Annotated in this window: 25 protein-coding genes; all 25 read left to right on the top strand. The window is 34.2% G+C overall.

Annotated elements, in window-relative coordinates; all coding sequences use genetic code 11:
• Positions 1-44: 44 nt before the first annotated feature.
• Complete coding sequence (locus RIL182_RS22330) at positions 45-227, top strand: CLI_3235 family bacteriocin precursor (protein ID WP_081021248.1); 183 nt, start codon at positions 45-47, stop codon at positions 225-227.
• Between the two features lie 86 nt (positions 228-313).
• Positions 314-1723, top strand: a complete 1410-nt coding sequence (ccpM, locus tag RIL182_RS13075) for a Cys-rich peptide radical SAM maturase CcpM (RefSeq protein ID WP_006859487.1) — start codon at positions 314-316, stop codon at positions 1721-1723.
• Positions 1724-1736: 13 nt separating this feature from the next.
• Positions 1737-2843 (top strand): TIGR04066 family peptide maturation system protein, encoded by a 1107-nt coding sequence (locus RIL182_RS13070; RefSeq protein WP_015567857.1) that lies wholly within the window; start codon positions 1737-1739, stop codon positions 2841-2843.
• Positions 2844-2860: 17 nt separating this feature from the next.
• Positions 2861-3133, top strand: coding sequence for a peptide maturation system acyl carrier-related protein (locus RIL182_RS13065; protein WP_006859489.1), 273 nt, complete (start codon positions 2861-2863; stop codon positions 3131-3133).
• Positions 3134-3256: 123 nt separating this feature from the next.
• A complete protein-coding gene (locus RIL182_RS13060) occupies positions 3257-4693 on the top strand; it encodes a S8 family serine peptidase (protein ID WP_006859490.1) in 1437 nt (478 codons plus the stop codon).
• Complete coding sequence (locus RIL182_RS13055) at positions 4686-6392, top strand: ABC transporter ATP-binding protein (protein ID WP_006859491.1); 1707 nt, start codon at positions 4686-4688, stop codon at positions 6390-6392. The genes RIL182_RS13060 and RIL182_RS13055 overlap by 8 nt, the downstream gene beginning before the upstream one ends.
• Positions 6393-6793: 401 nt before the next feature.
• A complete protein-coding gene (locus tag RIL182_RS13050; protein ID WP_006859492.1) occupies positions 6794-7168 on the top strand; it encodes an MmcQ/YjbR family DNA-binding protein in 375 nt (124 codons plus the stop codon).
• A gap of 717 nt (positions 7169-7885) precedes the next feature.
• A complete protein-coding gene (locus RIL182_RS13040; protein WP_006859493.1) occupies positions 7886-8251 on the top strand; it encodes a helix-turn-helix domain-containing protein in 366 nt (121 codons plus the stop codon).
• Positions 8252-8295: 44 nt separating this feature from the next.
• Complete coding sequence (locus tag RIL182_RS13035) at positions 8296-9003, top strand: LytR/AlgR family response regulator transcription factor (protein WP_005602856.1); 708 nt, start codon at positions 8296-8298, stop codon at positions 9001-9003.
• Positions 9004-9005: 2 nt separating this feature from the next.
• Entirely contained in the window at positions 9006-10292 is a 1287-nt protein-coding gene (locus tag RIL182_RS13030; RefSeq protein WP_015567859.1) for an ATP-binding protein, read from the top strand.
• A gap of 103 nt (positions 10293-10395) precedes the next feature.
• The gene (locus tag RIL182_RS13025) at positions 10396-10560 is read left to right on the top strand and encodes a cyclic lactone autoinducer peptide (RefSeq protein WP_006859755.1); all 165 of its coding nucleotides are present in this window, start codon (positions 10396-10398) and stop codon (positions 10558-10560) included.
• A 14-nt stretch (positions 10561-10574) separates the two neighbouring features.
• Positions 10575-11159, top strand: coding sequence for an accessory gene regulator B family protein (locus RIL182_RS13020; RefSeq protein WP_015567860.1), 585 nt, complete (start codon positions 10575-10577; stop codon positions 11157-11159).
• A 371-nt stretch (positions 11160-11530) separates the two neighbouring features.
• Positions 11531-12265, top strand: a complete 735-nt coding sequence (locus tag RIL182_RS13015) for a LytR/AlgR family response regulator transcription factor (RefSeq protein WP_006859748.1) — start codon at positions 11531-11533, stop codon at positions 12263-12265.
• Positions 12266-12549: 284 nt separating this feature from the next.
• Entirely contained in the window at positions 12550-13059 is a 510-nt protein-coding gene (locus tag RIL182_RS13005; RefSeq protein WP_006855777.1) for a helix-turn-helix domain-containing protein, read from the top strand.
• Positions 13029-13700: an IS630 family transposase gene (locus RIL182_RS13000; RefSeq protein ID WP_134523031.1), complete on the top strand. Its 672-nt coding sequence runs from the start codon at positions 13029-13031 to the stop codon at positions 13698-13700. Before RIL182_RS13005 ends, RIL182_RS13000 begins: the two co-directional genes overlap by 31 nt.
• A 380-nt stretch (positions 13701-14080) precedes the next feature.
• The gene (locus RIL182_RS12995) at positions 14081-14845 is read left to right on the top strand and encodes an ATP-binding protein (RefSeq protein WP_243128687.1); all 765 of its coding nucleotides are present in this window, start codon (positions 14081-14083) and stop codon (positions 14843-14845) included.
• 289 nt (positions 14846-15134) lie between these two features.
• Positions 15135-15620 carry a hypothetical protein gene (locus RIL182_RS12990; protein ID WP_006859568.1) on the top strand — a complete coding sequence of 162 codons (486 nt, stop codon included), beginning with the start codon at positions 15135-15137 and terminating at the stop codon, positions 15618-15620.
• A 119-nt stretch (positions 15621-15739) separates the two neighbouring features.
• Complete coding sequence (locus tag RIL182_RS12985; protein WP_015517456.1) at positions 15740-16324, top strand: hypothetical protein; 585 nt, start codon at positions 15740-15742, stop codon at positions 16322-16324.
• 9 nt (positions 16325-16333) lie between these two features.
• Entirely contained in the window at positions 16334-16921 is a 588-nt protein-coding gene (locus tag RIL182_RS12980; protein WP_015567863.1) for a hypothetical protein, read from the top strand.
• A 44-nt stretch (positions 16922-16965) separates the two neighbouring features.
• A complete protein-coding gene (locus RIL182_RS12975) occupies positions 16966-17472 on the top strand; it encodes a hypothetical protein (protein WP_015559315.1) in 507 nt (168 codons plus the stop codon).
• Positions 17473-17878: 406 nt separating this feature from the next.
• Positions 17879-18937, top strand: a complete 1059-nt coding sequence (locus tag RIL182_RS12970; RefSeq protein ID WP_006859574.1) for a hypothetical protein — start codon at positions 17879-17881, stop codon at positions 18935-18937.
• Between the two features lie 415 nt (positions 18938-19352).
• Positions 19353-19499 carry a cyclic lactone autoinducer peptide gene (locus RIL182_RS12960; protein WP_006859576.1) on the top strand — a complete coding sequence of 49 codons (147 nt, stop codon included), beginning with the start codon at positions 19353-19355 and terminating at the stop codon, positions 19497-19499.
• A gap of 9 nt (positions 19500-19508) precedes the next feature.
• Complete coding sequence (locus RIL182_RS12955; RefSeq protein ID WP_006859577.1) at positions 19509-20087, top strand: accessory gene regulator ArgB-like protein; 579 nt, start codon at positions 19509-19511, stop codon at positions 20085-20087.
• 246 nt (positions 20088-20333) lie between these two features.
• Positions 20334-20474 (top strand): cyclic lactone autoinducer peptide, encoded by a 141-nt coding sequence (locus RIL182_RS12945; protein WP_006859579.1) that lies wholly within the window; start codon positions 20334-20336, stop codon positions 20472-20474.
• 63 nt (positions 20475-20537) lie between these two features.
• Entirely contained in the window at positions 20538-21983 is a 1446-nt protein-coding gene (locus RIL182_RS12940; RefSeq protein WP_006859580.1) for a hypothetical protein, read from the top strand.
• Positions 21984-22029 lie beyond the last annotated feature (46 nt).

Raw genomic sequence — 22029 nt, 5'->3', positions numbered from 1 at the left:
TAATAATCGATATATAATATTATGCGCTGAAAGGAGGTGAGAATATGAAGAAGTTGGTAAAGCGTAGCGATGTTATGCAGGAAACATTGGAGGCATATTGCAGTTGCAGTTGCAGTTGTTATGGAACTTGCTCTTGTAGCACTGGACAGACAAATAATTCAGCAGCTTTGTTTCAGGCTAGATACACCCAATTTTACATGGACTTTGTAGCAATTCGTATGGTGTAAGAACATAGCAATGCAGCGGAAGATGGGTATGACAATATGCTTTGGGCATATTGTCATGCCTGTTTAATAATTAGGGAGGAAATAGTATGCCGGTTTTTCATACATTTACTGCTGGTGGGAAGAGGTATATGTTTGATGCAAATACAAATGTAATTATAAATCTTAAAGAGGATTTGTATTTTGAACTTGAGAAATATATGCAAAGTGGATATAAAGAGATCACACCAGCTATAGAAAAATTAAGAGATAGAGGATATTTAAAAGATAGAGCAGATTTTGAAATGGTGCATCCGATGGATTCTACATTGGAATATTCTTTGGAGCGTTGTATAGGTACAATTGCGTTACAAGTCACACAGGGGTGCAATTTGCGTTGTAAATATTGTGCTTATTCTGGTAGTTATGATAATCGTGTCCATAGTAGTAAGAGAATGAGTAAGGAAATTGCATTTAAGGCAATTGATTTTCTTTTTGATCATTCTATAGATCGTGATAGGGTTTCTCTTGGATTTTACGGTGGAGAACCATTACTTGAATTAGATTTGATAAAGGAATGTGTTAAGTATGCAAAGAAAAAGAGCATAGGTAAAGAATTGATGTTTAATATAACTTCAAATACAACACTTATAACAGATGAAGTTTTGAAATTTCTATATGATAATGAGTTTAGCTTAACGGTGAGTTTAGATGGAGATCGACAGGCTCATGATAAAAATAGAGTATTTGCTGCAAATGGTGCTGGTACATTTAGTGTAGTAATGCAAATTCTTGAAAAAATACAAACACAGTATCCAGATTATATGGAAAGAGTACATATTAATGCTGTTATAGATCCGACTACAGATTTTGATTGTACTAGTAATTTCTTTTCTGATTATAAAACAGTTAAAGACTTTTATATACAGGCAAATCTTATTTCTGAATATTATCGTAAGGATGAAGTGGCAACAGATGAAGAGTATAGGGAAAAATTTAGTTATGAAATATTTAAAATGTATCTTCAAAAATTAGGAAGATTGGAGAATGGAAGCGTATCAAAACTTGTTTCACATGGTTTTCATAGTTTGAAGGAAATACATGATAAAACAAAAATGCCATCTTCTTTAACAATAAAAAGAGATCATCATTCTGGACCATGTGTACCAGGTATACAGAGACTATTTGTTGATGTAGAAGGAAACTTATATCCTTGTGAACGAGTGAGCGAAGCGTCAAAGGCAGTAAGAATGGGACATATAGATACAGGTTTTGATATTGATAAAGCTAGAGCTTTATTGAATATTGGAAAATTAACTGAAAAAGAATGCAAGCAATGTTGGGCATTTAGGTTTTGTTCTGCTTGTGCAGTTCAAGCAGATAATTTGGAAGAACTGTCTGCTGAAAAAAAGTTACAAAACTGTGCATTAATTCGTGGTCACATAGATAACATGATGAGAGATTATTGTGTTATGAGAGATTTAGGATGTAATTTTGATAAGGAAAAATTGTTTGTTTAGAGAAGGAGATATTATGAAAAGGAAAGCTATAATTTTCCCTTATAATGCAGAATGTGCTTCTCTTGTACGAAATAGAGAGTTGTTGTTAAACCATGAAATTGTGGCTTGCGTGTCTCCAATTGGTTATGGATTACAAGGAAAAGATGCTGCATATGCATATGGAGGAGAAAATACAGGGATTGTTATCTCAGATAAGAAAATAAGTGAAATAAATTTTGATGATTTGTTAGTATGTGAGTCATCTAGTGATTTTGATACATTTATAATGCCACAAGTAAAACTTGCAGCAGAATGTGGGAAAAATGTTATTTTTTTATATAATATTTCTCAGCAACAGAAGAAAGAAGCAGAAGAAACGTGTAAAAAAAAGAACGTAAAATGTGTTGTTCTTACAAATCGGAGAATGGATACAGATAAATTATTTGAGCATGAAATTATACCATTATCCGTTCCAGTGGTCTTTGTAGCCAGTGTTATTGAAAATACTAATAAATTTGATGTGCAATTAGGGCTGAGAAAATTTCTGCAGGAAGAAGGATATAAAGTTAGCCAGATTGGAACAAAAGAATATTGTGAGTTATTTGGTTTTCATGCAATACCTGAATTTATGTACGCAAATCAATTGAGTGAAGCTGACAAGATTGTATGGTTCAATCGAATTTGTAAAAGCATTGAACTACAGGAAAAGCCCGATATTTTTATTATTGGTGTGCCGGGAGCCACAATGGTATTCAATGAAACAATTACAAATAATTTTGGCATAACTGCCTTTGAGATTGCAAATGCCGTTAGACCAGATACAGCTATCATGTGTGTTCCATATGAAGGTTATGATTCCGGTTTCCTTAAAATGATACAGACATCATCAAAATATAAGTTAGATATGCAGGTTGATTGCTTTAACATGGCAAACAAACATTTTGATGTAGCAAGGAGCAAAGAAGAAAAGAAATTGTCTTTTATAACAACAGGTGCAGACTTGGTGGATAAAAGGATAGAGGATTTAAAGAGAGATACTGAAATCCCAATTTACAACTCGTTGAACGTTACAAGTGCTTTAGAGATGTATAGTTATATTGTAAATAAACTGAGTGAAAGTGATTTTGGAACTGTAAGTTAAGAAGGGAGGAGAAGAATGTGGATGCTGAAAATATAAGGGCTAAAGTCAAAAAAGTTTTTTTTGATTTATTTCAGAAAGATGAAAGCAAGATTCAGGATAGTTATTGCACTGATAATTTCTTTGGTAGTAAAATGGGATTATTGCCGGGAGATGTAGTTGCTTATTTGTATGCTGTTGAGAAAGAATTTAATTTGCAGATTCCGTCCTCATATATACAAGAGGGGAAATTTAATACACTAGATAATGTCACAAACATTATTTGTGAGGTACTTCAAAAGAAAGATGATTAAGGAGTTTTAAGACTAAAACGGAATCTGTTATTTTATAGTCAATAGTATGTAATAAGGGCGTTTATCTTCTATCAAAAAGTAGGTTGATTGAGATTTATGTCCTTTTATTTGTAGAGGTGCGGTATGAGTCTTGAAATTCAAATTGCTGTAATAGATAGCGGATTAAATGAAAAGCTATTGGATAGGAAAAAAATTAGAAATCGGTTTGAAGTGGATGAAAATAATGATTTTATTGAAGAACGCTCGATGTCGAAAGCTAGTGATTTTCTTCATGGTACAATATGTGCTATAATAATAGAAAAGTATTGTCCTGATGCTGTGTTTAACAGTATTCGCATTCTTAATCAGAACGGAACAGGTGGGGTTGAAAAGCTAGAGCCTGCTTTAGAATGGTGTTGCAAAAATAATATAAAAATTGTCAATCTTAGTTTGGGGACTACACATTTTAAAGAAAAAGATATTTTAAAAAAACTAATTAATAGGTATACATATAAAGGACTGGTATTTGTTGCGGCTATATCGAATATAGGATATTTTACTTTCCCGGCAAGTTTTACTAATGTTATAGGTGTTGCAAATGTGGAAAGTCCTCTATCCTATTCCAAAGATTATATACATTTAGGGATAGATACAGTTACAATTTCAGAACATATAATTATGTTAGAAAATAAGGAACACAAAACTTCACCGAGTAACAGCTATGCAGCTCCTTATATATGTGCATTGATTGCAAATAAACTAAGCAATGACAAAACTCTCGATATAGTAAAATTAAAGAGATATGCTAAAGAGCAAAGCCATATTGAAATGACAGTGGATAGTTATGAGCCGGACTGGATTTACAGGGCGTATATATCGGGCAGAGGAACTATGAGCAGGGCAGAGTATTATTTTGAAACAGTTACAGGGGTGTATGATGAAATACAGGGGAAAATAGATACTGTAATAGCTTATTCTATGGCAGAATTAGAAAATTTGGATATAAGGAATAAGAACTTAATATATCTTGGTCATGAGGATATTCATAATATAGATGTTCAGGGGTTCATTTGGAGCAAGGAAACAAGGCAACGGCAAATTAAGCATAATCATTATCAGGGAAATGGTCTTGAAGTTCCGGTAGTGATACTGGCAGTGGAAGATGTAATAGACAAGTTCTATATACTCACAGAACTAAAGAGGGCATTTGCTAATGGTGGTTATAACGCATATACAATAGGAATGGAGCCGGAGTGTGTATTATATGCATTAGAATATATGCCGGAGCCAGTATCAGATATTGATGCTTGGAAAAATTTTATAGAGAGCCAGACTTTTTATAAACAGAGTGATTTGGTCATATGGTGCATTCCGGTGGAAGAACAGGATAAATATTTGAAAGTATATCCTGATTGTGATGTACAGATCAGTCTTTGCAATGAGGGAGATATAAATATTGTCCGGTTTTCTTTTGAAGGAGAAAAGATTGAGAAAAAAATATCTGGACTGATTGACAGAAAAGATGTTGAGAAAATATATCATATTATAGAAGCGAAACTGACGGAGGAAGAAGATGGATAACAAAGAGGCTGTAAAAAGATTACTTCTGTTACTAGGCAGATACAAAAAAACAATAGTTGTAATTGTCGGTTGTTTGCTTGTTTCTACCGGGTTAAATCTATGCGTTCCGCTGATCAGCAGGCGAATCATGGACGATGGCTTTATTGGCGGAAATAAGAAATTATTGATAGAGCTGGTCTTGGTGTCTATGGTAATCTACACTATAAATTCCCTCATAGATATAGTCAAGGAAAAGAAACGTGTAGATATTTCAGCAAAGATACAATATTTTCTTTCGGAACAGTCTTTTTCACATCTTATGAAGCTGCGGGTAAACTATTTCAATAACACAAACTATGCGGAGACTTTGAATAATATCAACACGGATATTAACCAGATGACATCTATTGCTGACAGCAGTGTTTTTTTCGTAATTACGCAGGCGTTTAGCATGACAGGCGGCATAATAGGTTTATTCATAATAGATTTCAGAATGACGGTACTGGTTCTTCTGTTTATACCTATTAAGTGTGTGGTAATGAAATACTTTGCAAAAAAGCAAAAACAGATTATGGACGAGTTCATAAAAAGGAATCAGGAGTACGCAAAATGGTTTGGAGATACTGTTGGAGGGGTACGAGAAGTCAAGCTGTTTAATATCTTGGATAAAAAGCATGAGGAGTTTGTACTTAACCAGAACAATATTATAGAGAAACAAAAGCAGATGAATATGTTAGGGCAGTGGAATACGATAATAGATAGTATCATGGTACAGTTTCTTTCTACATTGTTATATATACTGGGCGCAAATTTAGTGTTTGATATGAAACTTTCAGTAGGTAGTGTGTTCGCTTTCATTACATATAGTGCTTATGTTACCGGACCGATTTCTGCAATCCTAAATATAGGATACCTGTTATCAGGGATTATTCCGTCAACAAAAAGATATTATGCGTTTATGGAATTGGAAGAAGAAACGGATAATGGAAAGAAAACGGATCTATGTCCAAATGATTTGAGATTGCAGAAGGTTTCTTTTGTGTATGAAAGGGATAAGTGCATTTTGAAGAATATTGATATATTATTTGCAAAATCCAGCAAGACAGCTATAATTGGGCGCAATGGTTCGGGAAAGACGACAATCATCAATCTTCTTACGAGAATGTATGAGCCGACAAGTGGTGAAATACTGTTGGGAGCAGAAAATATTTCAGAGCTGCCATTGCCAGAATACCGAAATATGGTATCAGTTGTGAGCCAACAAATCTATTTATTCAATGACACAATAAGGAATAATATCTGTCTGGATAAACAAATAGATGATACGGTGATAGAAGCTGCCTGCAAGGACAGCGGACTTGAAGATTTTATAAAAGAGGTTTCCTTAGATCATGTGGTAGGACAGAATGGGGCAATGCTCTCCGGCGGGCAAAAGCAGAAAATAGCCCTTGCAAGGGCATTGGTGCATGACAAGCCGATTATTATATTTGATGAAGCTACTTCAAACACAGATGCTTATTCAGAACAGCAGATAAACGGACTGCTTGATACTCGGCTAAAAGACAAAACAGTGATAGTGATAACACATAAGAAAGAGGTATTGAGCAAAGTGGATCAGATCGTTGTACTGAAGGAGGGAGTGGTTGCAGATTTAGGGAGATATGATGATTTGGTAGGGAAAAGTGATGAACTAAATGTTATGTTGGAAAAAGCAGAATAAATATAAGAAAATCTTTTCAGAGTAGCAAGTCTTTTTTGCTTTTGGGACAAAAAGTATTATTTCTGGCAGAAAATGTGAAATATTATTAGATGCTTGTCGATAAAAAAGAAAAATAGAGAGAATTTGCATCATGCAGGTTAATTCTAATTATTCTATGTATGGTGTGCCGTATGAAACTTAAATAGGATAATATTCCTCCATATTAGTGCGGAATATGCTGTACATGAAAGTTAAAATCCCAAAGATGCAGAGATGTATATTATCAACAATTATACATTTCTGCATCTTTTTATTTTGAGCATTCCAATAGTAATACGCTAAATCTTAAATAACTGTATATGAGGAAAATATGATATGATTATATTCAAATATGAAATTACAGGATCAGAGGTATACACAGTATGTACAGAGACACTATATTTCAATATGTAAAAAAACAATATGGAACAATTCCAGAATATCTGTGGAATGATTTACCAGATAGTGCAATACTTCGTAATGACAATGGAAAATGGTATGCAGTATTTATGAATTTGGAAGGCTTTAAAATCGGATTGGATACAAAAGATAGGGTTGATATTATGGTTGTAAAATGTAAGCCGGATATGATAAGTGTTATGACACACATGAAAGGCTTCCTGCCGGGATATCACATGGATAAAAGTAATTGGATCACAATTCTTCTGGATGGGACAGTCCAGGAGGCAAAGATATTAGATTTTCTTGATATGAGTTATGATTTGACGGATGGGCGAATCGAGGAAAGTATTGAATGATATTTAAAAACGATAAAATCCTCTTGTGAAGAAAGTTGCATAAAAGCTAAGTATATTTTCAATAAAGTTGTGAAGTTTATTTTTCATGGAAGTTTATCTTCTTTCGTTTTCCTATGGCTATTACCATAATGTTCTGCAAGATCTGTTTGTGGGACAACTGCATATTACATAGGGTAAAATCTGTGTGTGAAAAAGTTTGCATAAAAGCTAAGTAAGTTTTCAATAAAGTTGTGGAATTTGTTTCTCATGGAAGTTCATCTCCTTTCTGTTTACGCTGTCATTATAAAACACGAAGGGGGATATTACTTGCCAAAATAAAAAAATAAATAGACAAAAATTGCAACGGGCAGAAAGTGTGTAAATATTCTCTGTCCGTTGCAGTTTCTTATATATTTTTGCTATACCGATTGCTAATAATATTGCGACAGCGGATTTTATGATTCATTCCACACTTATGAATGAACAGTATTCACATCAGATTGAAAATTTTAAAAATACAGTGGATGTCAGAGTAAAAGAAATGCAGTGATGGATATGATAAATAGCCAAAAAACGTCCGCTAATAGGATTTACAACAGAATATAAAGCAGATAAAGACGAATGGTATCAGATGTGCCATTCGTTTTTTTAATAAAAGCACAAATTAACCTACTTACGAGCATAAAATGATGTGCGTTGGGTTGTTTTCTGGACTATGAGAATCAAAGTCCCATTGATATGATTAACATGGAAAAGAGGTGCAAAATCTTGGACACAGGAAGAAAAGATGCCAATATACAGATAGGAAAGAGACTAAGAGAGGCAAGACTGAATATGAACCTTGAAAAGTCAGAAATTGCGGATGTATTGGGTGTTACAGTAGAACATTATCGAAAACTTGAAGCAGGTGTAACTGGAATATCTGTAGATAAAGTATTGACACTCTATCATAAATATGGAATTGATCCTACATATCTTATAACAGGCGAGAGCAGCAACATAAAAGATTTTAATTTGGATTACTATGTTGCGAACAGCACAAAAGAGCAGAGAAATGATTTTTTTGACCGTGTGCTGGCGTATTTATCTAAGTTGATTAGATAAATTGAAGTGCTTCCTGCTTCCAAGCTCGAAAAGGAGGAAGTGTTATGCTTAATATTGCGGTCTGTGATGACAGCAGAACAGATGTAGAAATGCTGGAAAGTGCTTTTGATAAGTTAGCACAGTACCAGTTTTCTTATGAAGTGTATTTTACAGCGAAGGAGTTGCTGAAGCATGTTATAGATTATGGAGAAATGTATCATCTGTATATATTTGACATTGAAATGCCGGAGATGAATGGTTTGCAGCTTGCAAAAGAAATCCGGAAAATAGATGCCAAAGCATTGTTTGTATTCCTGACTGGATATACTCAGTATGTTATGGATGTTTTTGAGGTTATTACCTTTGACTATATTTCTAAACCGATTACAGTGGAAAAGCTGGAGTCCGTTCTTTTAAAAGCCATGCAGTATCTTCATATGATAAAGCGTGACTTTGTCTTTCAGTTCCGAAAAAATCAGTTTCGTATTAGCTGCGATGATATTGTGTATTTTGAGAAGAAAGGTCGTCAGGCAGTGATACATACGATTTCAGAAAATTTCAAGGCAAATATGACAACTGAAGAAATATGGAAACAGCTTGATGATAAGGTCTTTGCCCATATTCATGTATCATATATCATCAATCTTGGGCATATCAGGGCGATTGATGGAGATGAAGTAGTGATGGACAATGAAGAAAGACTTCTGATTGCCCGTTCCCATAAGCAGAATTTAAAAGAAAAACATATGGAGTTTGTAAGGAGGATGGTTTAAGGATGGAATATGTGATACGCTTTGCCATCAGCCTGTTTGATCTGGCAGTGTTTATGTATTATTTTCATTCCAATAAGAAAATGAAACCAGTATCAAAGGTATGGATATGGGCTGGATTTACCATTGCTGCAGTTATATGGACATTTGTCAGTAGCATAAAAAATCCGTATCTGAATCTTGCGACTCTTTTGATTGTGCTTATACTGTTATCATTTTATTATGAATCAGGAATGTGGACGAGAATTATAAATATTGTGACATTCATGGGTATTGGAATGCTGTTTGAACCTGTAGCCTTGCTGTTACTCCATGCGATGAATTTTCATGTGGGCGAAAGTTATAAATATTATTTTGTAATGGTAATATGCAGCTTTGTTCGTGGAAATGTGATGTATATTCTGTCAAAATTGATTTCAAAGAAAGGGATGCAGATTGCCGACTTTCCAAGAGAAATTTTGGGTGTGCTGGTTATGGTATTTACCTTTACGGTGTTGAATTGTTGCTTTGTTATTCTTTTGTCATTGGAAGCTGGCAGTGAAAAAAGCCTGCTTATGTGTGCCAGTATTGTAATTTCCATTGTCCTGACAGATTATTTTATGCTGTATATGATGGAACGTTTTAATTATCTTGTGCAAAAACAGTATGAGGATGCAATGTACAGGGAAGAAATGCACTATAAAGACATCTATTATGAAGAAGCAGAAAAACAGAATAAGGAAGTGCAGAAGTTAAAGCACGATATGAAACATAAATTGCATGAACTGTATCATCTGGTGGAAAATAGTGATGGGCAGGAACTTTCAGAGAAAATCGGTGCGATGTGCATGGAATTTGAGCAGATAGATGAAAAGCAGTATTCTGATAATCCAATCGTAGATTCTGTGCTCCGCATTAAATTTGGCAGGGCAAAGGCAAGGGGAATAAAAGTAGAAACATCTATTCGTATTCCAAAGCAGATGCAGCTTGATCACGGGGATATAGGTGTATTGTATGGAAATCTTGTGGATAATGCGGTAGAAGCCTGCAGCAAGGTGCCGGAGGGACAGCGTTTTGTAAAGATTGAAAATAAGTACCAGTCCGGGATTTTGCTTCTTATAATAACAAACAGCAAAACAGGAAAGAAAAATAAAAGCCTGAAAACAACCAAGAAAGATAATATCAGACATGGGCATGGTGTTCAGAGTGTTCGTAAAGTGGTAGAAAAATACAATGGAACGGTCAGTTTTACAGATAAAGGGGATATATTTGAGGTTTCTGCAATGCTCTATGGAATTGAAGTGAAGGAATAAATGCAAAGCGTTACACTTAAATGTCAATCTGTTACACTTTGACGGATTTTCCCATAAAGTATGATATAGTGCATTCATCAAATGAAAAGGAGGACATACATATATGTCAAAATTAAGAAGATTGATGAACCGACTCAGTCATGGAGCATTAAGCAGCGTGGCAGCACTTGCCCTTACGGTAACTGCAACAAATATGAACCGTTGCTGCTGGTTTATTTTCGGACAGGACAAGTTACCGGATAATGCGAAAAAACTTAGAAAATTTTAAGGTGGTAACAGGGTATGATTGCTAAATTTGCAAAGAAGATAAATGAAATATTGATACAAAAGGGGATTGTGCAAAAAGAGGATGCAGAACTGTACCAATATGGGATAGAAAATGGCATTGTTGTTGCAGGAAACCTTTTGGCTTCTGGAATATTTGGCATTGTGACGGGGAGACCGGGACTTGTTCTGGTCTTCCTGTTATTTTATGCCTCGTTGAGAAGCTATAGTGGGGGCAGCCACTGTAAGAGTAGAATCGGCTGTTTTTTGATATCAATGGCAATTTTATTTATTCCGGTTTATACATATGAGCCTGTAATGAAAAATGTTCCTAATGCCGTGATTTTATTGATCGGAGTTCTTGCCGTGGTAATTATTATTGTCCTTGCCCCAGTGGAAAGTATCAATAAACCGCTTGATGAGGAAGAAAGAAGGTATTATGCAAGGGTAACACATTGCATAACGGCATTGCAGGTATGTGTTCTTATCATTTTGTTTTGTCTGGATCTGCAAGATTATTTTTATGCTGGGTATGTAAGTATAGTCCTGGTAGCAGTATTTATGGTTATGGGAAAGATTGCAGTGAAACGATATGTGCAATAGAAAATCCTCTTAAAATGATATATTAAATTTGTGACTGCTTTTACATAAGATTGGCTAAGATGGGGAGAAATTTACGTTTTGTCGTATTTTGTGTTGAAAAAATCGTACTTCGTGCAAGATATATTGAAAAAAGTAGGAAAAATGATATGGTTATGGTGAAGTAGTAAAAAAGTTATCAATAGTATTTGTAATCGTCTGTATAATTGATTTTTTGACAGCAAAATCAACAATGAAAAATGTGCCGTCAAGATGATGGCACATTTTCTATATATATGATATTTATTTAGATAATATGCGGAGTGCTTTATATTTATTTAATGGAAAGATAAAAATTACCGATATAGTAGGAAGATAGGAAGAAGGTGAATAATATGCTGGAAATTGCTGTTTGTGATGACGATATAGCAGATCTTGAGTGTGCAGTGAATATGCTGCATAAGATTTTTACAAGTCAAAAGATTGCTTATCATATAGAGAAATTTATGTCTGCAAATCAAATGCTTGAAAATATCAGTCGTATTGATATCGGAATTTTAGATATTTCGATGGAAGAACTGAATGGTATTAAACTGGGGAGAAAATTGAAAGAAAAATTTCCAGATGTGAAATTAGTGTATATTACGAGTTATGAAGAATATTGTATGCAGGTCATTAACGAAGTTCATGCATTTTCATTTCTATGTAAACCACTGGAATATGATAAATTGGAATTGCAGATATTGGAACTTCTGAATCAACTGCCGGACGCCATAGTAGAAAAGAATTTTTATAAAGTGACTGATAGCAATGGAAAAGGGTATCTGTCGATCAAACTGAAACTGAGGGATATTTTATATTTTGAATACATAAAAAGATCCAGAAAAGTACTGATAGCATTGTCTGATATTACATATGAGTATGATTGTATCTTTGAAAAACTGGTTGAAGAACTGCAACCATATGATTTTGTTGTGAATTGTAGAGGAAATCTGGTTAATTTAAGGCATATTGAAAAAATAAAGGGCTTTATTATTTATATGGATAATGGAAAAGAACTTCAGATTGCACAAAGGAGAAGCAACGATTTTAGAGAAGAAGTAAATAAATTTTTGCAGAGAAATTCATAGGAGGAAAAATGAATACGATTTTACTGGTATTATGTAATGCACTTTCATGTTTTATAATAAGTACGATATTATTTCAGTTTATGAATGGAAAGTATAAAAAGAGTAGTCGAAATAGATATGTATATATTGTGATTGAGACTACCACAGTAATATTTACATTCTGTATAAATATGCTCAATCATTCCATATTAAATCTAGTGTACTGACATATTGATATTTAGTTAAATATTTCTGGCTGTTATTGCCGTTTTATGGTACAATAAAAGAAACGGCGGTGATATCCTATGGCAAGACCAAAAAAGTACAAAATCAAACTTACGGATGATGAATTAAAAGAATTTAAATCTGTCATCCGAAAAAATAAAACATCCAAAACAATCCGATGCAGATGCCAGATTATTATTGACCTGGATGAGTCCCACGGAAAAGTATTGACTCATGAGCAGTCTGCAAAATCAAATGGTGTATGTCTGGCAACAGTAACCAATACTGTGAAAAAATATTTTGAGGGTGGTATTGATGCAGTAACTGAGTTTAAGCGTAATGTTAATTCTGATAATGCAAGGCGTGTGCTCGATGGACGTGCTGAAGCCCGTATCATTGAACTTGCCTGTGGTCCGGTGCCGGAAGGACATTCAAGGTGGACCATCCGGCTGCTGGAAGAGAAATCAAAAATTGTTCTTGATACTCCGGTCAGCCGTGAGGCAATCCGAAGAGCCTTAAAAAAAACAAACTTCGACCTCACAAAAACGACTACTGGTGCATCCCCAAAAAAGATGATGCCGAATTTATAGCATGTATGGAAGATGTCCTTGATGTATATGAACTCCCATACAATCCTGAAAGACCAGTTGTATGCATGGACGAAAAGCCTTACCAGTTACTGGGCGATGCAAGGAAACCACTGCCCATGCGTCCGGGTGACAATCAGAAAACAGATTCGGAATATGTCAGGAATGGTACCTGCAGCATATTTGCTTTTGTCGAACCGCTTGGAGGCACTCATCATGTCAGCGTGCGAGAACAACGTACTGCCTTTGACTGGGCAGAAGAGATAAAATATCTCGTTGATGTCATGTATCCTGATGCAGAAAAAGTAATTCTTGTTATGGATAACCTTAACACCCATAAAACGGCGTCCTTGTATAAAAGGTATCCAGCAGATGAGGCAAGACGAATTATCAAGCGTTTGGAAATTCACTATACACCCAAACATGGAAGCTGGCTTGACATTGCAGAAATAGAACTGAATGTAATGACCAGACAGTGTTTGTCACGAAGGATTGAAAACATTGCAAAACTTCGTGGAGAGTTAGCTGCGTGGGAAGTCGAGCGTAATACAGTCGCAGCAAAAGTTAATTGGCAGTTCCGAACTGCCGATGCAAGAGTGAAGTTGAGTTCATTGTATCCTAGGTTTACAACAGCTTCCGAATAGGAAGTTGTTGTAATGCTAAAAATCAATGTGCCAATACACTAGTAGTCTGGGGAGTTTTGACGGGGATTATAGCATATGTTCTGTATTATGAGGATATAGATAAACCCTTAAGACGTATTATTGAATGTGAAGCATTAGTATTTTGTATGTCTGTCTGTGAATCATTAGGAGTTATTCTTTTACAATGTATTTTACAAGCCGCAGATATAAAAAATGTGAATGAAACTATGCTTTATTGCCTTGAGGTAACATTTTCAAAGGTGATACTTATTTTTTTGTATTACACATTCATAAACAGGTTTGTGAAAAAAAGTGATGTCCCTTATTCAAATACACGGTACATCATGTATGGAATTATACTTCTATACAGTCTGATTAACATGAGTGTAATTGTAGAGAATTTTAAAAATGGAGAAGAAAATTATTTGTGTGCAGTCAACATGGGATGTATTGTTCTGGCAGATTTATACCTTTTATATTTTGTAAAAATGGCAGATGAAAAGAACTATTACGAAAAGCAGTTGATCGCATTAGAGCAGCAGGCAAAGGTACAATACGAATACTATTTGACCCAGACAAAAAAGTATGATCAAACCATTCAGATATTACATGATGTAAATAAGCATATTAAAGCAATCGAAGGGTTATATGGTGCAGAGCAGGAAAAAACGGCAGGAGAATATGCAACAAAGATCAGAGAGTTGTTGAAGCCGCTCATTCCGGTTCAATACACAGAAAATCCGATCTTGAATATACTTCTTACTGATAAAGAATCTGTTATGAGAGAAAAGGGGATTTCAGTAACAATAAAGATAGATAATGTGAATTTGAATTTCATTGAACCAATCGACATTACAACTATTTTTGGAAATTTATTAGATAATGCGATTGAAGCAACAGAAAAGCTGAAAGGCGAGAAATATATTTGCATTAAGATTGGCTCATATCATAAGATGATAGTTGTCAGCATTGAAAATAATTGTAATGAAGTAAAGTGGAAAAATGGTTTTCCAGTATCAAATAAAGGAAAAAATGGTGGAATAGGACTGCTGAATGTTCAGAGCAGTATAAAAAAATATGATGGAGATTTAACATTGAAGAATGATGGAAATAAATTTGCTGCTGAGTTATTCCTTAATTCATAAAAGAGCATTTTTGGCTATTTTTTTGTAAAAAGTCTTACTTCGTGCAAAAAAATCGTACTTGGTGCAGAAAAGGTAAAATATCAGAAGGGGTGTGTCGATAGAAAAAAATAAAGTGGATGATACATATAAAAAATTTAATGATGGGAGGTTTCGCTTATGTCAAGAATTACGGACTACGGTTTACACACTTGACAATATTCCTTTGAGGCGAACAATGATCCGAATGTTGCTGCAAAGGGAAGATAAAATAGCAGAAAATTGTAATGGATAAAAAAGGACACCTATAAAAATGGAGGAAAAATACATGAAGAAAATATTTAAAATAATATCATTAGTTATGATGATGGTAATGTGCTTTTCAGTAACGGCATTTGCCGCAGAAACAGATGAAACAAGTAATTTAAAGGTTTCTTTTACGGATGAAGGAATGATAAATACAGTTGATGAAGATGTGACACCTGGAATTTCAGTTCGAGCTCCTGCACCAGCAGTGTCGAGCGTAAAGGTAGTTGCAGCGCAAATAAAAAGTGATGGATATGTGTATGTTACAGTGCAGGTAGCTGGATATGGGAAAAATATTTATGCGACATATGATGGATCGCAATGCTATGTATCTTCAACAACTTCTGTTGGAAAGCCGATTGTGACAGGATATCTATATGAAGTAAAATGTGCTAAGGCAGTTGTTGGTTCACATAATTTTACATTTAGAATTACATCTGTAAACTCACCGTGGAATACAATGTCTACAAGTTCAATAATAACAGTAAAATAAAAAACGAAAGTGTGTATAATAGGTGTCCTTTTATAAAAAGCAATAAATCACTTGGACCGTTATGGAGAGTGAGTAGATTCCGAATGACAGAGGAATGAAAATAATTGGAGGAAACGAAAATGAGTATAGCAGGAATTAACGGTTATAATTATTCAAATTATTATACAGGAACAAAAAGAAACACTGCGAAAGCGAACGGTATGAATTCCGGTTTGTTATCAAATGTAAGCAGTACATCTTCTAATATTACATTACATATGTCGGGAACAGAAGATAGTGGAAATGCATTAACAGCAGTAGGATTTCCGGATGGCAGTAGTGCATCTGTATATAAATCAGATGCATATGATTCGGCAAACCCAGAATACAGGGTAAGATATTGGGACAAAGAAGGAAATTACACAGATACAAATGTACAGATAAATGATGTTGATCCAAGAAATGCAAGTTATTTGGAAATGCTTGCATATACAACATATAGTGATGTAGAAGGCTTTACGAAAAATGCTTTTGGAGATTTCATGAATGCGGCTGGTGGTGTGAATGGCAACATCACTTATGATTCTGACAGCATAAATGAAAAGAAAGACTATATGAGCATGATTAAAGAATTTATGCAGTTACAATATGATTCGAACAACTTATCAGGTTATCTGTCATATAAGGAATTGTATGATTACATAAATGACAGAACAGAGAGGTGATTCAATTAAATGGAAATATCAAATAATTATAGCACAGCAAAAGTGTGGAACACATCGAATAAAAATGTTTCTAAATCTTCTAAAAAAAACAAATGGAAATTAACGGATTCTTTAAAAGAGAAGATTGTTGATCTGGCAAAAAAAGATGCACAGGACAATGTATATATGGGAAATGCATTTATGAATTTGAGAAAGACGGAAGTAAGCAAAGTAGCCCCGAATAGAGCTGCTTTAATTGGAAAGTTTAGTCAATCAATGAATTCAGGTAATATGTCAGCAGTGAAAGAAGTTGAGGAAGCAGACAAAAAATGGCTCTGTATGCTGTTTGGAATACCTTATGAGGCAAAATATCAGGGAACAGGGACAGGCTCGGCAATTCATGTATACAATGAAGAGGGCGAAGAAGTTTTGACCTATACAGGGGGAGTAGGCTGGCAGGAAAAAGAAACAAAAGCAGAGTCACAGGTTCATTCAGCATTAAAAATGACATATTATGAGGCATTTAGTGAGGCGAGAAAAGCATTAAATAGTGAAGAAAAGACTGGTAGTGTAGGTGAAAACATAATATTGCAAGATAATTTTGATATGAAGGCATGAAGTATGCAATTAAAATAAGGTCTATAATTTGGAGGAAAATATCTATGTTTAATTTAAGCAAAAAGAAAATAAATAAAATAATGGCATTTGCTATAGCATTTACGATGCTGTTTGCATCTCAGGTAACAGCTTTTGCAGCAACTACATCATCAAAAACTGTTACATCATCAAAGGCAATGTCTGTTGCATTGTTACCAGGAGTTACTGGAAATTCTAATACCATCACATTTAATTTTAACAGCTTACCAGATAAAGCGATAGTAAAAGAAGTTGAAATTGACTGTTCAAATGCATCTGTTATTGGAGGAAAAGGAGCAATATTGGCAAAGAGCCTTACAATTACAAGTCCTAGTGGTGAAACACATACAGTTAGTTGGGGAAAAGGAAATGTAACGACAACCAACTTGTTCATTGCAGAAAAAGCAGCAGGTACATGGTCTGTGTATATGACGGGAACTAATATTGCGTCGCCAAATCTTGGCTCGGCATTTATTGGAGGTACAAAATATTCATCTGTAAAAATGAAAGTATCTTATATTTTAGAAGATTAAAATTATAAAGTACATTGGATATTTATAAGTTGCTTATGGAGAATACCAAATAATGTAAAAATATTGGATTCCAGAATATGTTTGACATTGTGACAGGGAGATTAGGAGTTGTTCTGATTTCCCTGTTATTTTATGTCTTGCTGAGAAATTGTAATAAAAAAATTCGTAGTAAGTGCAAAATTGTTGTTTTATTAAGTTAAATGGAATTTTTGTTTATTCTGTTTTGTATATGAGTTGTGAGTTTGTAATGAATATATTTAAAAAAGTAGAAAAAACTGGTATAATATAATAAAAAATTGGTTGTTGTTGAATGAAATCTCAGAATTTAAAAAAGTAGGCAGTGTTGTATTATGGTAATAATTATAGTAGTCTGCTGTACTAAATAAAACGCAAAGGGGGAAAAGTTATGTTTAAGAAGATGCCGGTATGTAGATTAATGATTTCCTGTCCTTCCGATGTGAAAACAGAGATAGAGATTATCAACAGAGTTGTGGATAATATAAATGATTCCATTGGTTTTTCTATGAATATTTTTGTTAAGACATTGTATTGGTCAAAGAATGTTATGCCAGAAGCAGGAGAGTATCCACAAAGCATTATTAATAAACAGATTTTAGATAAATCGGATGCAATTATTGCTATATTTGGTAATAGAATAGGAAGTCCTACACAACATTATGAATCAGGGACAATAGAAGAAATTGAATTGATGATACAGAAGGGAAAACAGGTATTTGTATATTTTTCTGATAAGCCAGTACGAAAAAGTGAAATTGATATGGAAGCGGAGACAAAGATACAGGCATTTAAGGAGAAATACAAGGACAGAGGAATATATGTTGTTTATGCTTCTGATGAGGAATTTAATGATTATGTCAGTATGCACCTTACACGCTATCTTACAACGGAACTTGCAAATGAAGTAAATCGTGTGAATGAGCATACAAGATTTGACGATTCTATATCACAGAGAAAAGAAGTTGATTTAATTTACGATTATACTAAGTTTTATGATATAAAACAGGTTAGTTCTTATACTGATTCAAATATTATGAAAATAAGAACACATAAAGATAGTTTTGAAATGGATATTGACATAATCAATGTAAATAAAATAGAAAATAAGGAATTTGCAATGGCATTATTTGAATATGCTCCATGTGATAACTGGTCAGCTTTTTTTGAAGCAGGATATTTTTTTGAATTTGATGCGGCAAGTAGTGGCGATATAAGAGCTTTTCAATTGGAAATAAAAGATGATATACGAAATAAGGTAATTGATAGAACATTACAGGTTAGCTGCGAGGAAGAACATTTCCGAATATGGATTCCTTCTACAACAAGAGATTCAACTGCGTGGAAAAAAATATCGCAGGTTTGTTTTGTTGTATTTTTCAATAGTACATATATTGATGGAGAAAAAGGTCTGTTGACAATCAGAAATCTTAAAATGGTGCCCCGATAGGATAATACTTTGAAAGTATGCAGAAAAGTCTGAAAGATATCGAGGAAAATCATGTAAGAGGTAATGATAGACTTATTTAGGTAGGTAAGCAATTTTCGGATTTAAAGCAGTAACAGAAAATTAAAATTGTAGATAAGCAAATAAAATAATAGAAAAAATTATATGCATCTAATCCATTTGTGGTTTAGGTGCTATTTTTTTGACAATATGAATGCGATCGCTCGTAATATCAATATGTTTATCAATAAAAATATATGAAGTAACAAAACAGATGATATTATATTCATCAGCATTTTGGCTTTTTAATAAGTGAAAAGTCTTACTTCGTGCAAAAAAATCGTACTTGGTGCAAAAAAGGTAAAATTTTATAAGATGCTTGTCGATAGAAAAAGAAAAAATAAGGAGGTTTTCAAGCATGAAAAAACTTAATGATGTAGCATTGAAATTACTTGCAAAAGCAGCATATGCAAACGCAGAGAAAGAGGCAAATTCAGCGTGCCTGTTTATTGGCTATCAGCCTAAAATGCCACAGAAAGTAAAAGAACTGAAAGAAAGAAAATAATATTTTCCTATGGACAAATTGCTGAAAAATGTTCTATCTTGCATGAGGACAAAAGGACTTCTGGATGAAAATGAGGAAGATGTATATCGCTTTGGCTTAGAATGCTTATTGTTAGAGGTGGTACATTACTTGTCATACATAGTAATTGGTTTTGCTATGCGAATGATAATGCCCATGATTGTAACTGCAATGGTGTTAATACCATTGCGTAGAAAATCGGGTGGCTTTCATGCGAGAACAAGGAGTGGATGCTATTTATTTTCATGTTCCATAGTTGTTGCGGTATGTTTATTGGATAAAATCATTTTTCCACTATGGTTATGTACTATAACTACATTTGGGGCAAATGCAATTATATTTGCATTTGCTCCAATAGAAAATGAAAATCGAACATTAGATCAAGAGGAACAGAAAAAATTTAGAAAACAGGCGTTAATAATTTTAGTATTGGCAGATATGGCAATTATTATATCACACAAAATTCATATTGAAGTATGCCAGTGGTTATTAAACGGTATGATAGTTGCTGCACTACTGAATTTGTGTGGAAAAATTCAGACAAAATGCAAATTAGAAAAAATATGGTAGGAACTATTGCTAAAGAGTGGAAAAAGGTAACAAAAAATTGTTTCCAATAAAAAATTATCGTTGTGTTGGAACAAACATACTTGTATAGACGAGAAGTTTTGAAATCGCTTTACAGGAGGGGCATAATACTTGGTTGTGTTATGTTAGAGACAGATAGGGTTTACATTAGTTACATGGCAATAGCTGTTATATTATGTGCAGCTTTGCTGTGTATAGCAAAAATTTTTAAACAGGAGGTGAGAGAGAATGAAGCAGGTTAATAAGAAAGTGTTGAAGGTTGTAGAACGTGTCATGAGAAAAGAAGCTGTATATGGGATAGATGGATTTCCACCTGCGTGTTTAGGAATATGGCATCAGCCGAAACGTCCGAACATTAAAAAAAGGTAAAAGGTTATTGAAAATAATGTTCAAATTGTTGTACAAAATAAGCTTAGAAAGGCGGGAATTGATATGAAAAATAAATTTATAACAACAGTGGTTGCGACAGCATTGGCATTAACAATGACATTTTCATTGGCTAATGGAATGGATGTTAAAGCAGCAGAAATCACAGAGGATTCTTTAGTCGCAGCAGAAGATACTAATGTTGGAAATGAATCGGTGGATATCCAGCAACAGGAACCTGTAGAAATTTCAGAATTGGAAACAACCGAAAATAATGACTTATCGAAATCGTCAGAAAGTATTACAGTAGATGAAAGTATTGCAGAGGATATTTTGGCTACACAAGCTGATACTGCGGTTGTAGTCGGTACGGTTAGTGACTATTTGACAGCAAAGGGCGATGCAAAACTTTATAATATTAATTTGCCAGCAGGGGTATATTTGCAAGCACAGTTAACAACGCCTGCTAATGCAGATTTGGATTACGATTTGTATTTATTGGATGCAGAAGGCAATATTTTAACGGGCTCAGATTATTATACTTATATTAATGGCACCGCAGGTACATTGCCGGAAGCGTTAGGCTATATAACATCAGGTGATACAGCAACATATTATTTGTATGTATTAGCATCTGAGGGCGGAAGTGTAAGTGAATCATTCACATTGGATTATTCAGTAAGTACAGCGTGTGATTCTTATGAGATTGACGAGTCTGTAAGACAGGCATTAGCATTTACATATGGAGCAGGAGGGGCTTATATTGAATCAAGAAATTTAAGTTCTCCGATTGATAATGATTGGTATGTAATTACAGTGCCAAGCAGTAGAATTTATGACAAATTAAAAATTTCTGCTACTACAGCTTCAACAAATACCTGTTCTGTAGAAGTATATCAGAATGTTGCATCAGAAGGGTATCAAATGAAACGAGTAGGCAGCGGAAACACTATTTCTGTTTCGTCAGGAAAATATTATATTAGAGTTTCCAATGCAAAAACTATGGAGAATTTTGATGATTTGGACATTCAGAATTATAAATTGTCTATTACTCCTATTTTGAAGGCTACAGGTATTGTTATAACTGATCTTAAAGGTTCAGAAGGGTTAAATAAGGTTGTTAATTATCCTGGATATGGAGCACATTTCAGAACGCAGGGATCTGGAACATTAACTGTTTATGGAGTGCTGACAGCAACAGACAGTTCGACGGGTGTAACGTATGCAGTTGGGGGAGAGCAGATTAACGGATTATATTATAGTCCGGCATGGGAGGCTAATAATACCTCTGCGAATGCAATAAGGCGAGGTACAGGTACTACAGACTCAAGTGGTAAATTTGAAATTGATATTTCTTTACCACCTGGAATTGGTGTATATTCGTATTATGGTTCAACATCCACTCATTATTTTGATATATGTGGAGTTTCTGTATCGCCAAGTGATGATAGTAGCATAAGTGCTTCAGAGACTATTTTCCATTTGGCATATACTATGTATCATCCGTTTTAATGTGTAAATTGTAACTAAGAAAATATAAAAATAGGTTGTCACACGA

This window comes from Roseburia intestinalis L1-82 (genome assembly GCF_900537995.1).
In the GTDB taxonomy this organism is placed as follows: Bacteria; Bacillota; Clostridia; order Lachnospirales; family Lachnospiraceae; genus Roseburia; species Roseburia intestinalis.
The sequence above is the reverse complement of the archived record's forward strand: the minus strand, read 5'-3'. Positions and strand labels throughout refer to the sequence as shown.

What these genes read in the sequence shown, in the direction of transcription:
- RIL182_RS22330 (WP_081021248.1), top strand. Translation starts at nt 45, where the DNA reads ATGAAGAAGTTGGTAAAGCGTAGCGATGTTATGCAGGAAACATTGGAG.
- ccpM (WP_006859487.1), top strand. Translation starts at nt 314, where the DNA reads ATGCCGGTTTTTCATACATTTACTGCTGGTGGGAAGAGGTATATGTTT.
- RIL182_RS13070 (WP_015567857.1), top strand. Translation starts at nt 1,737, where the DNA reads ATGAAAAGGAAAGCTATAATTTTCCCTTATAATGCAGAATGTGCTTCT.
- RIL182_RS13060 (WP_006859490.1), top strand. Translation starts at nt 3,257, where the DNA reads ATGAGTCTTGAAATTCAAATTGCTGTAATAGATAGCGGATTAAATGAA.
- RIL182_RS13055 (WP_006859491.1), top strand. Translation starts at nt 4,686, where the DNA reads ATGGATAACAAAGAGGCTGTAAAAAGATTACTTCTGTTACTAGGCAGA.
- RIL182_RS13050 (WP_006859492.1), top strand. Translation starts at nt 6,794, where the DNA reads ATGTACAGAGACACTATATTTCAATATGTAAAAAAACAATATGGAACA.
- RIL182_RS13040 (WP_006859493.1), top strand. Translation starts at nt 7,886, where the DNA reads ATGATTAACATGGAAAAGAGGTGCAAAATCTTGGACACAGGAAGAAAA.
- RIL182_RS13035 (WP_005602856.1), top strand. Translation starts at nt 8,296, where the DNA reads ATGCTTAATATTGCGGTCTGTGATGACAGCAGAACAGATGTAGAAATG.
- RIL182_RS13030 (WP_015567859.1), top strand. Translation starts at nt 9,006, where the DNA reads ATGGAATATGTGATACGCTTTGCCATCAGCCTGTTTGATCTGGCAGTG.
- RIL182_RS13025 (WP_006859755.1), top strand. Translation starts at nt 10,396, where the DNA reads ATGTCAAAATTAAGAAGATTGATGAACCGACTCAGTCATGGAGCATTA.
- RIL182_RS13020 (WP_015567860.1), top strand. Translation starts at nt 10,575, where the DNA reads ATGATTGCTAAATTTGCAAAGAAGATAAATGAAATATTGATACAAAAG.
- RIL182_RS13015 (WP_006859748.1), top strand. Translation starts at nt 11,531, where the DNA reads ATGCTGGAAATTGCTGTTTGTGATGACGATATAGCAGATCTTGAGTGT.
- RIL182_RS13005 (WP_006855777.1), top strand. Translation starts at nt 12,550, where the DNA reads ATGGCAAGACCAAAAAAGTACAAAATCAAACTTACGGATGATGAATTA.
- RIL182_RS12995 (WP_243128687.1), top strand. Translation starts at nt 14,081, where the DNA reads ATGAGTGTAATTGTAGAGAATTTTAAAAATGGAGAAGAAAATTATTTG.
- RIL182_RS12990 (WP_006859568.1), top strand. Translation starts at nt 15,135, where the DNA reads ATGGAGGAAAAATACATGAAGAAAATATTTAAAATAATATCATTAGTT.
- RIL182_RS12985 (WP_015517456.1), top strand. Translation starts at nt 15,740, where the DNA reads ATGAGTATAGCAGGAATTAACGGTTATAATTATTCAAATTATTATACA.
- RIL182_RS12980 (WP_015567863.1), top strand. Translation starts at nt 16,334, where the DNA reads ATGGAAATATCAAATAATTATAGCACAGCAAAAGTGTGGAACACATCG.
- RIL182_RS12975 (WP_015559315.1), top strand. Translation starts at nt 16,966, where the DNA reads ATGTTTAATTTAAGCAAAAAGAAAATAAATAAAATAATGGCATTTGCT.
- RIL182_RS12970 (WP_006859574.1), top strand. Translation starts at nt 17,879, where the DNA reads ATGTTTAAGAAGATGCCGGTATGTAGATTAATGATTTCCTGTCCTTCC.
- RIL182_RS12960 (WP_006859576.1), top strand. Translation starts at nt 19,353, where the DNA reads ATGAAAAAACTTAATGATGTAGCATTGAAATTACTTGCAAAAGCAGCA.
- RIL182_RS12955 (WP_006859577.1), top strand. Translation starts at nt 19,509, where the DNA reads ATGGACAAATTGCTGAAAAATGTTCTATCTTGCATGAGGACAAAAGGA.
- RIL182_RS12945 (WP_006859579.1), top strand. Translation starts at nt 20,334, where the DNA reads ATGAAGCAGGTTAATAAGAAAGTGTTGAAGGTTGTAGAACGTGTCATG.
- RIL182_RS12940 (WP_006859580.1), top strand. Translation starts at nt 20,538, where the DNA reads ATGAAAAATAAATTTATAACAACAGTGGTTGCGACAGCATTGGCATTA.